Source organism: Variovorax sp. P1_H12_2 (assembly GCF_056405335.1).
Genome location: NZ_JBFUCI010000183.1, coordinates 1 through 11,611 on the forward strand (window position 1 = coordinate 1; position 11,611 = coordinate 11,611).

At 65.4% G+C, this 11,611-nt stretch carries 14 protein-coding genes and 1 pseudogene; 5 read left to right on the forward strand and 10 right to left on the reverse strand.

Annotated elements, in window-relative coordinates:
* Positions 1 to 669: H-NS histone family protein (locus AC1D2K_RS18615; RefSeq protein ID WP_478090315.1), on the reverse strand; the 669-nt coding region annotated here is incomplete at its 3' end.
* 238 nt (positions 670 to 907) lie between these two features.
* On the opposite strand from AC1D2K_RS18615, the gene AC1D2K_RS18620 reads away from it, so the two are divergent.
* Positions 908 to 1,270: a bleomycin resistance protein gene (locus AC1D2K_RS18620; protein ID WP_478090316.1), complete on the forward strand. Its 363-nt coding sequence runs from the start codon at positions 908 to 910 to the stop codon at positions 1,268 to 1,270.
* A gap of 109 nt (positions 1,271 to 1,379) precedes the next feature.
* Here the strand turns inward: AC1D2K_RS18620 and AC1D2K_RS18625 are convergent, their stop codons facing one another.
* The 3 genes and pseudogenes from AC1D2K_RS18625 to AC1D2K_RS18635 form a co-directional block, all read right to left on the reverse strand.
* Positions 1,380 to 1,844: a hypothetical protein gene (locus AC1D2K_RS18625; protein WP_478090328.1), complete on the reverse strand. Its 465-nt coding sequence runs from the start codon at positions 1,842 to 1,844 to the stop codon at positions 1,380 to 1,382.
* A 496-nt stretch (positions 1,845 to 2,340) separates the two neighbouring features.
* A pseudogene (locus tag AC1D2K_RS18630) lies at positions 2,341 to 2,730 on the reverse strand (type IV secretory system conjugative DNA transfer family protein); the annotation flags it as partial.
* 173 nt (positions 2,731 to 2,903) lie between these two features.
* On the reverse strand, positions 2,904 to 3,461 hold the full coding sequence (locus AC1D2K_RS18635) for a helix-turn-helix domain-containing protein (RefSeq protein WP_478090324.1): 558 nt from the start codon (positions 3,459 to 3,461) through the stop codon (positions 2,904 to 2,906).
* Positions 3,462 to 3,840: 379 nt separating this feature from the next.
* Between AC1D2K_RS18635 and AC1D2K_RS18640 the strand changes: the two genes are divergently transcribed.
* Positions 3,841 to 4,083 carry a helix-turn-helix domain-containing protein gene (locus AC1D2K_RS18640; protein ID WP_478090317.1) on the forward strand — a complete coding sequence of 81 codons (243 nt, stop codon included), beginning with the start codon at positions 3,841 to 3,843 and terminating at the stop codon, positions 4,081 to 4,083.
* 78 nt (positions 4,084 to 4,161) lie between these two features.
* On the opposite strand, the gene AC1D2K_RS18645 is transcribed toward AC1D2K_RS18640, so the two are convergent.
* On the reverse strand, positions 4,162 to 4,365 hold the full coding sequence (locus tag AC1D2K_RS18645; protein WP_478090318.1) for a hypothetical protein: 204 nt from the start codon (positions 4,363 to 4,365) through the stop codon (positions 4,162 to 4,164).
* Here AC1D2K_RS18645 and pabB point away from each other — a divergent pair.
* Together pabB and AC1D2K_RS18655 are read left to right on the forward strand one after the other, a co-directional pair.
* Positions 4,364 to 6,508 (forward strand): aminodeoxychorismate synthase component I, encoded by a 2,145-nt coding sequence (gene pabB / locus AC1D2K_RS18650; protein ID WP_478090319.1) that lies wholly within the window; start codon positions 4,364 to 4,366, stop codon positions 6,506 to 6,508. The genes AC1D2K_RS18645 and pabB overlap by 2 nt on opposite strands.
* Positions 6,508 to 7,386: a DMT family transporter gene (locus tag AC1D2K_RS18655; protein WP_478090325.1), complete on the forward strand. Its 879-nt coding sequence runs from the start codon at positions 6,508 to 6,510 to the stop codon at positions 7,384 to 7,386. Before pabB ends, AC1D2K_RS18655 begins: the two co-directional genes overlap by 1 nt.
* A 73-nt stretch (positions 7,387 to 7,459) precedes the next feature.
* Here the strand turns inward: AC1D2K_RS18655 and AC1D2K_RS18660 are convergent, their stop codons facing one another.
* The 4 genes from AC1D2K_RS18660 to AC1D2K_RS18675 all read right to left on the reverse strand — a co-directional run bounded on the left by AC1D2K_RS18660 (position 7,460) and on the right by AC1D2K_RS18675 (position 10,422).
* Entirely contained in the window at positions 7,460 to 8,062 is a 603-nt protein-coding gene (locus AC1D2K_RS18660) for a hypothetical protein (protein ID WP_478090320.1), read from the reverse strand.
* Between the two features lie 84 nt (positions 8,063 to 8,146).
* Positions 8,147 to 8,728, reverse strand: a complete 582-nt coding sequence (locus tag AC1D2K_RS18665) for a helix-turn-helix domain-containing protein (RefSeq protein WP_478090326.1) — start codon at positions 8,726 to 8,728, stop codon at positions 8,147 to 8,149.
* A 171-nt stretch (positions 8,729 to 8,899) separates the two neighbouring features.
* Positions 8,900 to 9,262 carry a chorismate mutase family protein gene (locus AC1D2K_RS18670; protein WP_478090321.1) on the reverse strand — a complete coding sequence of 121 codons (363 nt, stop codon included), beginning with the start codon at positions 9,260 to 9,262 and terminating at the stop codon, positions 8,900 to 8,902.
* Complete coding sequence (locus tag AC1D2K_RS18675) at positions 9,259 to 10,422, reverse strand: Bug family tripartite tricarboxylate transporter substrate binding protein (protein ID WP_478090322.1); 1,164 nt, start codon at positions 10,420 to 10,422, stop codon at positions 9,259 to 9,261. Before AC1D2K_RS18675 ends, AC1D2K_RS18670 begins: the two co-directional genes overlap by 4 nt.
* Before the next feature lie 382 nt (positions 10,423 to 10,804).
* On the opposite strand from AC1D2K_RS18675, the gene AC1D2K_RS18680 reads away from it, so the two are divergent.
* Positions 10,805 to 11,470 carry an acyl-homoserine-lactone synthase gene (locus AC1D2K_RS18680; RefSeq protein ID WP_478090323.1) on the forward strand — a complete coding sequence of 222 codons (666 nt, stop codon included), beginning with the start codon at positions 10,805 to 10,807 and terminating at the stop codon, positions 11,468 to 11,470.
* On the opposite strand, the gene AC1D2K_RS18685 is transcribed toward AC1D2K_RS18680, so the two are convergent.
* Positions 11,459 to 11,611 (reverse strand): LuxR C-terminal-related transcriptional regulator, encoded by a 153-nt coding sequence (locus AC1D2K_RS18685; RefSeq protein WP_478090327.1) that lies wholly within the window; start codon positions 11,609 to 11,611, stop codon positions 11,459 to 11,461. The two genes, AC1D2K_RS18680 and AC1D2K_RS18685, sit on opposite strands and share 12 nt — an antisense overlap.

The following is an 11,611-nucleotide window of genomic DNA, read 5'->3' on the forward strand; positions in this document are numbered from 1 at the left end:
GGTCAACACAGGCGCCACAGCGTTCGTGGACGTGCGCGCGCTGCGGGTCTTGGCGGCAGCTTGCGACTTAGTGGCGGCGGCCTTCTTGGTGGTCTTCGCAGCAGCCTTTGCAGTCTTGGAGGCGTCAGCTGCCTTCTTTGCCGGTGCGGCCTTCTTCGCGACCGGCTTTTCAGCCTGAGTTTCGGGAGCTGTGACAGAAGCGGGAGCAACCTTCTTGGCGCGACGCGACGTCTTCACCGGTGCTGCAACTGCGCGGGCCTTACGGGTGGCCCTTTTCGCCACTGCAGCGACAGGCGCCACGGCCTTTTCGACCGAAGGTTCTGCGACGACGCCAGATTGGTCGATGCGAAACTTGTCACGGTTGCGAACCGTGGCAATCCATCCGGGAGCTTTGCCGAAGCCCGTCCAGGTCTTGCCCGTCTTGGGGTGTCGGTACTTGGGAACGCCTGCGCCCTTGCGCACTGCTTTGCCATCGCCGAGGGCTTTGCCGGCGACTACTTTCAATGCTTTGGCGCCTCGGCCAAAGAGGTGTTCGACGGTCAGGCCAAACGTGGCAATCGACTCCTTGATTTGCGCAACCACCTTTTTCGTCTCAGTTTCACGAAGCGCAGCCGCTTCCCTTTCGAGTTTGGCGATGGCGGATTTGAGTTGCGCGTAGGACTTCGTCATTGAGTCTGGAACCTTTGAAAGTGAGGGAGTTCGTCGCCTAGCGTCATGAACGTTGGCGACAAAGGCGTCTGAATTTTGATGAATCGATGGAAAGACGTCTTCTCTTCAAATGCACGCCGGCCCGGATTTTATTCCTGCGTCGGCGTCCCCGGGCCCGATACCGAGGTAAGACCTTCCCAAGAGCTGACGCTCAGACCCGCCCCTGCACAATGGCTTCCTCAAGGAAACCGAAATCGCAATGAATCAAGCAAGCTTCGGCAAGGCAATACCCGTCCTCGCTTCACTCGATATGGAGCGCACTCTCGATTTCTACGGGAATGTCCTTGGTTTCCGGACTCAGCACTTTGAGGGATTTTCGTACGGCATGGCGGTGCGCGGCGACACGGAGCTGCACTTCTGGGCCTGCAACGATAAGCACATCGCCGAGAACACCTCGTGCTACATCCGCGTGGAGGACATCGAGGCCGTGCATCGTGAGCTCAGTCCGAAGCTACCCTCGCTGCAGGCCGTGGTTCGCACGGCATGGGGCATGGATGAACTCTATGTCATGGACCCGGACGGCAACCTCATCAAGTTCGGGCAGGAGTCGTCGGCGCGGTAGTGCATGGCACGACCGAATTGGGGTCGGGCATCAAATTGGATGCCCACCAGGAATGTCCGCTCCTGGCGACTTCAGTCCTGGACCTCGGAATGCCTCGCGCAAGAGCGAACTAGTTCTTGAAAACCGGGCATGGAAAACTTCTGGCTTCTCGCGTCAAAACCACTTGGTCGCGTGTTGCGCAGCCTTCCATGGTGAGTAGGACGCCAGTCGATTTGCAGGTTCCGGACGCGGATGTGAAGGACCCATCCGCATCGATGAAAACAAGACCCCATGCCCCGTCATCGGGTTCGCCAACGGCAGGGTACTTTCGACCGTACTTCTCCGGATAGAAGTCCCCCGCATACCCGTGAGCATCGCAGACCATCTCCCAATCTCCAGGCATTTGCGCCCCTAGGTCCAAGCGCTCACCTACCTTCTGCTCAGAGAGTCGCCCGAGAAAGCGGTACTCGGAAACCGAGTTTGGTCGCCCCAAACCGTGCCAGGTCGCGGCGAAAAAGACGAGGCCAGAGAACACCAGCATCAGGATAGTTCGGACAGGTGAAATGACTTCCTCGAAATTTTTTCGCAACGTCACCGAAGGTCCTTTTGAAAGTCTGGTTCTGGTCGCATTCTGCCTTTGCTCACCTACCCCCGGCTTGGCTGAGCCTCTCCCGAATCTGCTTCGCCGCTTCGCTCGCGGTGAAGAGCGCGGAATCAATGACAAGGCGGCTTGTTGTCCATGCCTCGTATTCATGATGAAGGACCGCCTCCCAGGTTGGCGGCGTGAAATCCTGAATATCAGCTTTCCGCCCCTCAACCCGCCGGCGGTGTTCGGTCCGGTCAGAGCAAACGATTTCGACCTCGAGCACGTCAGTGGACGTGCTGGCAGCCACAGCCCGCCAGTGCCCGGCGTTGCGCTCTCCAGATCGGGCCCTCTGAAGCGCGCCGTGCGCAGGAAGGAGCCGTCCTTGTTGAGAACGACGCCCGGGGCGACGATGCCCGCCCATGGCAGCCAGTCGGCCAGCAGGGCTGGGCGTCGGCGATATTCCGCGAGATTGAGCATTGAGCGACTCCTCAGACGTCAAGAAGGGATAGTTGCGCTGCGCGCGCTGCTCGGTGGCCGTGCCCAATGCCTCCGAGATCCGCTTGGCGGTGCGTTCGTCGTTGGTCGCGAACGCCACGCGCACATGGCAGTTGTCCAGGATCGAGTGGTTCTGTCCGTAGGACTTGTTGATCTGGTTGAGGGATTGCGCGATCAGGAACGCCCGCAGGCCATAACCCGCCATGAAGGCCAGTGCGGACTCGAAGAAGTCGAGCCACCCGAGCGCCGGGAACTCGTCGAGCATCAGGAGCATCTTGTGGCGTCGCGCGATGCCGTCGCTTCCGTCCAGGGACTCCGTCAGTCGCCGCCCGATCTGATTGAGGATCAGGCGCACGAGCGGCTTGGTGCGACTGATGTCCGAGGGTGGAACGACCAGGTACCCAAGCAGGTGAATTGCTCAGCGCGCAGGCGGCACCATGACCATGACCTCGAGCAAGCGCGACGGACTTGAACGCCCGGGCGCGACGTAGCGCCGCGGCATGCGCTGCCGGCGCCTCCTCGGCCCGAGCGCGGCGCAGGGCCGCCCACGGCTAGCCGCAACAACCCGGCGTCTCAGTTCCGCGTGGTGACGCTCACCATGAGGTAGCTCACGGGCTCCTCGAGGATCCGCTCGACGCCGTGGGGCGCACTGGTGTCGAACAAGAGCGAATCTCCCTGGCCGATCTCCAGCGCCTGGCCGCCATGGCGATAGCGGATGCGACCCGACAGGATGTGGATGAACTCCCGCCCGGGGTGCAGGAACTCGACGAAGGGTCGCGCACCCGGCTTCAGGCGGACGACGTAGGGTTCGGCCAGCAGGTTGCCGGACAGCGAGTGGCCGAGCAGCTCGTAGCGGAACCCTGCGGTCGCGCCGAGCCGATCCACCACGATGCCTCGTCCGGCGGGCACGAATGACAGCTCGGGCCGGGCGTTCTGATGACAGAAGAAGCGTGACGGCGGGACCTCCAGTGACTCTGCCAACTGATGCAGGGTGTCGATGGAGGGCGACACCAGCCCGCGCTCGATGCGCGAGAGCATGGACCGCGAGAGCCCGCAACGCCGAGCCAACTCACCGCCCGAGGTCCCATGGGCGATCCGGAGGTTGCGCACCTCCTCGCCCAGACGATGCAGGGCCTCGCTCTTCGCGGGTGGCCCTGCACGAAGAGGCACCCGCGCGAGCGAGGCGGGCAATCGGGGCTTTCGCGCGCTCGGCAGYGGCGATGGCGCAGCGCGCGCGCGCATCACCGGCCTCGCTCTGCGACCATCGCGGCTGCCGCGTGCACGGCAGCCGCCGCACACGGCCACCCGGTGCTTTCACGCACCCCGGGCCGCTGTGCCTTCGTCGACCGCTTGCCCGCGAGCGGGCCGCGGCCGACGCGGCCACGCGCACGGGGCGGAGCGACGACGAAGAAGAACACAATAAAGTCCATTCTGGCTTTTTTCTCTCGAACGATCATACACAACAATAGTCCGAAATGGGTTTTTTATGATTCTTGGAGAGCATGTGTGCGTGCTTGTTCCCATCCACCACCGCCGCTACGAGATTCTGCGCAGACATCTGCGCAAGCTTCGGCGCCAGAGCGGTCTCACGCAGGCCGAACTCGGTGCCCGCCTGAAGATTGCTCAGTCAGCGGTATCCAAAATCGAGCGCGGCGAGCGCTACATGGACGTCCTGTTCTATCTGGACTGGTGCCGCGCGTGCATGCAGACGCCCGAGGCGTCGCTCGCCGAATTGATTCAGGCGGGCGCCTAGAGAGCGTTCCGGGTCGAGGGCACGGCATCGGCCTGCGCAGGCCCCGTCGCCTGCGCGTCCCTTCCCGTTTTTTCACCTTCACCTTTCTCGGTTTCCCTGCCGGCCGCGCCGCGTGTCCGGTTGGAACGCTTCAGCCCGCGGATCACGAAGGCGCCGGGTCACCCTCTCGGCATTCCGCGCGCCGATCTCGCGCACCGAACGAACCCACCCGTTCTGGTAGTTGGACAGATCCATCCGCCGCTTCACCATCGAAGCCCTCAGGACACCGGCGAGGTTTTCCATGCACACCCTGCTGATCGACAACCACGATTCCTTCACCTACAACCTGCACCAGTACCTGGCGGCCGCCAACGGCCGCGAGCCCATCGTCCTACGCAACGACGAGCTGCCATGGGCCGAGGTCCAGGCCATGGAGTTCGAGAACATCGTGATCTCGCCCGGGCCCGGGCGGCCGCAGCGGGCCAGCGATCTGGGGATCTCCGGCGACGCGCTGCGCTTCTCGGATGTCCCCATCCTGGGTGTGTGCCTGGGCCATCAGGCCATGGCCCACTTCTCGGGGGCGACCGTGGACCTGGCCATCCGCCCGATGCACGGGCGCCTGGACAAGGTCTCGCATGTGGACTGCGAGCTCTTCCGCGGCATTCCCTCACCCTTCGAGGCAGTGCGCTATCACTCGCTCGCGGCCAGCCACCTTCCCTCCGACATGGAGGAGTTGGCGTGGACGCCGGACGGCACGCTCATGGCCCTGCGACACCTTCATCGACCCTGGTGGGGCGTGCAGTTCCATCCCGAGTCGATCTGCACGGAGTTCGGCGCCCGGCTCTTGGCCAACTTCCGGGACCTCACGCAGGAATGGCATGCGCGGCACGCATCCCGTGCGGGCCTTCCGGGCCGCGGCTCGGCCCAGGCCGCGCGGAAGAGCCCCAAAGGGCCTCGCTTCAGCGTCCACATCCATCGCCTGCAGAACTTTCCCGAGCCCGAAGCGGTGTTCTCGGCCTGCTTCGCGGACGCCCATGACGCCTTCTGGCTCGACAGCAGCGCCCCCGACGGCCAGCGAGGACGCTTCTCGTACATGGGGGATGCCCGCGGCCCTGCTGCGCAGGTCGTGACCTATCGCTCGGCCGAGCAGGAGCTCCACGTCCAGGGACCCGCCCCGGACCACCTGCTTGCCGCCGGGGCGAGCAGCGCCCCGGGCAGCATCTTCGACTTCCTCCAGGAGCGCCTCGCCCAGTGCGCGGTCCCCGCGGGCGAGTGGCCCTTCGAATTCATCGGCGGCTACGTCGGCTATCTCGGCTACGAGCTGCGCGGTGAACTGCAAGGCCAGCCCACGCCCGACGCGTCCACCCCCGACGCGCTCTGGATCTTCGCGGACCGTCTGGTGGCCTTTGACCATTTGAACCAGGACGCATGGATCCTGTGTCTCGACCAGGGCGCCTTGTCCAAGGCGAATATGGAATGGATGCACGGACTCGCCGAGCGGCTGGATACGCTTGATCTCGCCGCGCCCATCCTGCGCGAAGCGGGTGCCGAGGCACTCGAGCCCATGGCATGGCGCATACCGCTGCCGCAATACCGTGCGCTCATCGAGCGCTGCCAGGATGAGATCCTCCAGGGCGAGACGTACGAGGCCTGTCTCACGAACCAGCTTGTCGGCGCCGGCGGGATCGACGACTGGAACGTCTATCGCGTGCTGCGCCGGAACAACCCGGCCCCCTACGCCGCCTACCTCAAGTCGGGACCCCTTGCCGTCCTCTGCGCCTCGCCGGAGCTCTTCCTGGATCTCGCGGCCGACGGCACCCTCGAATCCAAGCCGATCAAGGGAACCATCGGCCGCGGCGCGACACCCGAGCAGGACGCACGCAACAGCCGCTTTCTGCTCGAGGACGAGAAGACCCGGGCAGAGAACCTCATGATCGTCGATCTGCTGCGCAACGACCTGGCGCGCGTGTGCGAGGTCGGCAGCGTCCACGTCCCGCTGCTCTTTCACGTCGAGTCCTTCGAGACCGTGCACCAGCTCGTGAGCACCATCCGCGGACAACTGCACCGCGACAAGTCGATCATCGATGCACTGCGCGCAACCTTCCCGGGCGGGTCCATGACAGGTGCGCCGAAGATTCGAACCATGCGGATCCTCGACGCCCTCGAAGGCGCCCCGCGTGGCGTCTACGCCGGAAGCCTGGGCTTCCTGTCCCTGGATGGCCAGGCGAAGCTCAACATCGTCATCCGCACCATCGTAAGCGACGGAGAGAAGGTCTCCATCGGATCGGGTGGAGCAATCGTGGCGATGTCGGATCCCGACGCCGAAGTGGACGAAATCGTGCTCAAGGCCAGGGCGCAGTACGAAACGCTTCGCGCCTGCGGTGCCGCGTCCTTGGACGGGCCGCCCGCATCGAAGGCGCAAGACGACGCGGACAGCGGCGCGTGATGGCCTCCGCCGAGGAGAACCGGCATGGCATCGGTCTCATGCTGCTCGCCATGGCCTGCTATGTGCTGAACGACGCCTTCATCAAGCTGGCGGCGGCTCGCTACGGAGCCGGACAGATCCTGCTGCTGCGCGGACTGCTCGCGTCGCTGATGCTTCTGGCGGTCGTTGCGCGTGCCCGGCTGCATCACGCCTGGCGCAGGACGCTTCGGCCCATCGTCGCGCTTCGCGCATTGCTCGAGATCACGACGGCGGCAACCTCCGTCGCCGCGCTGTCGCGCATGTCGCTCTCCACGGTGACCTCGATCATGATGATCGCTCCCCTGATCGTTGCCGCCGTGAGCATGGCGACGGGACTCGAGCCCAGAAGGATGGATCGTGTCCTGGCGGCGACCGCCGGCTTTGTCGGAGTCCTGATAGTCCTGCGACCCTCTTCCGCGGTTGACCTCCCAGGGCTCACGTTGGCCCTCGCCTGCGCGGCCTCTCTGGCGGGCCGCGAACTCGTCAATCGCGCCATTCCGCTCGATGTTCCCTCGCTGCTGGTCGCCACCGTCACCACCCTGGCGGTGACCCTTGCGGGCGCCGCCATGGCCACCCTGGAAGTCCGTGCGCCCACGGACCCGCAGACGCTCACCTGGATGGTCGGGGCTGCGGTCTTCACGGCTGTCGGAAACAGTGCCGTCGTGGCCGCCAGCCGGCGCGCTGACCTGTCCGTCGTCGCGCCGTTCCGCTTCAGCAACATCATCTGGGCCCTCGTGCTGGGATTCGCGGTCTGGAACGAAGTGCCGGACTGGCACGCCGTCGTCGGCATTGCGCTGGTCGCCGGCTCCGGCGTCTACGTCCTGCGCTCCACGCGGCGAGCGCCAGGGGCCGGTCGGTGATCCCATGCCATCGCCGGGGGTCCGCGCCCGAATCATCCCGGCTGCGCACAACCTGCGCACAACCTGCGATGCGTCAGCCCGTCGGCTCATCCGTGGCAAGGAGGCGCGACACGGGACTGGACGTCCAGACCACGGTCTCGCCACCATCCACGGCCGTGCGCCCGAAGAGCACCCACGCGTCACAGATCGATCCGATGGGAACGACGACCTCCAAGGCCTGCGGATGTGCCTCGGCGAACGAAGCGAAGCCGATGCCTGCCGCATGGCGTCGCGCCAGCAGGCCCAGGCTCACGGCCATGACCGTCGGCTCGATCACCACCCGAGACCAGGGCGACAGGTCCGCGTAGTAGCGAGTCGCCGCTTGGACTGCCACACAATCCGGGACCCCGACCGGATCCTTCTGACGCATGAGGGCCATGGGACGACTTTGGGAAATGAAGGCGTCCACCACGAAGAGTTCCTCACGATAGAGGCCTGTCACTTCACCCAGATCAGGATGCGCCGCGCACTGAAGCATGAAATCCGCTTCACCGGCGACGACCTGCCGGGCTCCCACATGAAAGTCGTCCACCAGGCCGATGCGGGCGCGGTCGCCGAGGCCATGGGCATCCAGATAGCGACGCAGGACGAAATCGTGGTTGCTGCCTCTCGGACCCAGGGTGACAAAGGATGGCATGGTTCTGTCTCGGAGGTGGTGGAAGGTGAAAGGTGAATGGACGGGTGGATGACGAGATCAGGCTTGCGCCGGCCGATGGTGCGTCTAGTCTCGCATCGTGAAKACGACGCAGAGGTAGGCGACCGGCGCCTCCTCAATGCTGTCCACGCCGTGGAGCGCCATGGCGTCGAAGAGCAGAGAGTCCCCCTTCTTCAGCGTGACCACCCGGTCGCCGTATCGGTATCGAACGCGTCCGCCGATCCAGTGGAGGAGCTTGATCCCCGGATGCTGAAAGCTGGTGTACGGCATGGCTGCGGGGAGGAGCCGGACGAGGTAGGGCTCCACGAAGAGATTCCCCGACAGCACATGGCCCAGCAGTTCGTAGCGATACCCGGCCACGGCGCCCACCCGGTCGACCACGATGCCTCGGCCTGCCGGGACGAAGGAATAGTCCGCTCGTTGCGCCTGGTCGGAAAACATCCGGGCAAGCGGCACATGGAGTCCTTCTGCGATCCGCTCGAGCGTGTCCACTGTGGCTCGCACCAGGCCGCGCTCGATCCGCGAGAGCATCGAGCGCGAGATGCCGCTGCGGCGGGCCAGCTCTCCGCCCGAGACGCCCGCTGCGATGCGAAGCGCGCGCACCTGCTCTCCGAGCCGTCGCGCGGTTTCACTGCGCGGCGTCGCCACGGTGCTGCGGGGACGGCTGAGCGCTTCCGGGATCCGGATCTTCCGGGCCGTCGGAAAGGGCGATGCGACGAGATGCTTTTTCACAGGCTCACGCAGCGCGCGGCCCCGCAAGCATTCCTGGCGGAATGCGTCGGCGAGGACCCGCGCGAAGATCGATGCAGAAGGTCCCGGTCAGGCAGAGCGAACGGCCTGCGGCATGGCCGCTTCCGAGGCGATGATCTCGTCCTCGAGGCGGCAGGTCTCCGCGATGATCAGCTCGTAGAGCTGATGCAGGAAGGTGGGATTCAACGCGTGGCTGGCGGCGAAATCGGCGGCGCGGCGCTGAACGATCCCGATGCGATGCGGTGCCATCATGGGCACCGCGTGCACCTTCTTGTGGTGCCCGATCCGGGCGCAGCAGGCCAGTCGCTCGAAGAGCACGTCCAGCAGCCTCGCATCGATCGCATCGAGTTGCGCGCGCAAGGAGGCGAGATTGGCTTCCTGCGCCGCAGCAGCAGACGACGCCCCATCATGGCCCGGCTTTGGCTCGCTCATTCCAGCCTCACGCCTTGGCTGACGATGATCTTGCCGAGCAGTGCAGTGTCTGCCTTGATTCGCGCGGCCAGGACATCTGCGGGCGCACCGACCGCCTCGTACCCGTCCAGGTGCAGGCGCTGGCGCACCTCGGGCGTGCGCGTGATCTCCCCGATCAGCTTCGACAACCGGTCGATGATGGGTTGGGGCATGGTGGCGGGCCCGGCGGCCGCCGTCCAGATCTCCAGCTGGAAGTTCTCGACACCGGCCTCGCCCAGCGTCGGGTAGTCGGGCACCAAAGGGCTGCGCGCCAGCGAGGTCACGCCGATGGCGCGCAACCTGCCAGCCTTGATCTGCTCCGCCGCCAGACCCGGGGGCAGCAGGGATATCTGGAGCTGGCCGCCAATGAGTCCACCGATGACCTGCGGGTTGCCCATATAGGGCACGTGCACCGGGGCGATGCCGGTGCGGGACTTCAGGAGCTCCATGCCCAGGTGGCCCACCGTGCCGATGCCCGGCGAGCCATAGCTCCAGCGACTGCCTGCGGCCTTCGCTGCGGCGAGAAAGGTCCGTCCGTCGGTGCCAGGAGCGTCCATCGGGGCCGCCAGGACCAGCGGCGCCACGCAGATGAGGCTGATGGGCGCCAGATCCTTCAAGGGGTCATAGGGCGTCGCAGGGTTGATCATCTTGGCAATGGTCATGTTGCCGTTGATCAGCATCCCGATGGTGTGCTGATCGGTGGACTTGGCCACGATGTCCGCCGCGATGTTTCCGCTCGCGCCAGGTCGATTGTCGACAATGACCGGCTGACCGAGCGCTTTGGACAAGGGGTCCGCAATGGCCCGGGCAACGAGGTCGGGAGACGATCCACCGCCGAACCCGACGACGATGCGTATCGGCTTCGTCGGCCACTTGGGCGTCTCGCTGGCAGCGCCTTGAGCGAAGGCCCCCTGGGCGCCGAGGCCGATCACCAGGGCGGCCGCGTAGATGGCCCCTTTGAACGGCCGTGGCGCGGCGGGTGCATCCGGAGAAACATTCCGCCCTCGCCCGCCCTCCAGCCGCAGGCCTCGAATGAAGAGACGGGAGAGCCACCGCGACGAGAGCGTCACGGCCTGCGTGCTGCGCCTCTTGCGCACACTGCGATCCTGCGGATCAAGGAAGACGGGCGTGTTGTTCGGCATTGATCACCTCTAAGAAAGAAGCGCCAAGTTTTCCCCGATGGTCTCCAAGTCTCAACGCTTGCTCATTGCGTCACGGCGCGCCATCCATCGCGCCGCGCCGGACCGACCGTCGCAGGCCTCATTTCATTCGGGGAACGGGGCAAAGGGGCACCCGGACATCGCAAGCCGTGTTGCACGGCAGGCTCGTTGCGCAATGGCAAAGGTCCGAGGCGACCGGGCATTCCTCGGCCCGGGTCGATGAAAACCGACTTGTTCAACCCGACGCGCGAACCGGCGGCGTCGGCGCATCGCCGAACGAGGCCGCAACCCGCGCATCCCGCAGTTGCAATCTCACCTGATCGGGTAGTGGCATCCGCCTCGCGACCGGGCTGCAATAGCACCCATGCAGTCGCCCGAACAACGCATCGAATACCTCGCAGGAACACCTGCACAACTGGCGCCGCTCGTCGTGGCGAGCGTCGCGCGCTACCGTCACCAGGTCTTCGTGGAGCGGCTTGGCTGGTCGCTTGCGACCTTCGAAGGCCTGGAGTTCGACCAGTTCGATCGTTCGGACACGGTCTACATCGCAGCCCGGAATCCGGATGGCGCGCTGGTAGGGGTGGCTCGACTGCTTCCGACGCACCGGCCTTACCTGCTGGCAGACGTCTTCCCTCAGCTGATGGGTTCGCAGCCGCTTCCGCGCAGCGCCGAGATCTGGGAGCTCTCCCGATTCGCCGCGATGGATCTGTTGTCGGAGCTCTCACCCTCGCGCCAGGCCTTCTCTTCGCCGGTCGCGGTCGGGCTCCTTCAGGCTGCGCTCGACCTCGCCGCTGGCTGTGGCGCGCGTCGTCTCATTACCGTCTCGCCGCGTGGTGTGGAGCGACTTCTCCGTCGCGCCGGCTTCGCAGCCCGGGCTGCAGCGCCGGTTCAAGTGATCGATGGCCACGCGCTCGTCCCTTGCTGGATCGAGACTCGGCAGAGCCGCGAATGTGCGCGATCCTCCGCAAGCCGCAAGGGTCGCCCCGCGTTGCCCCCGCCCGCGGCGGCGCACACGTCGTCAGCGTGTTGAACGCATCGCGCGCGACGACCGCAACGGTCGGGTCATCAGGAGAGCGACGGCGCCGGCCTTGGTCGCTGCGCCGAGTTTGGGAAGCGCGCGCTTGAGGTGGTAGTTCACGGTATTGACGGACAACCGAAGGATCTCGGCGAT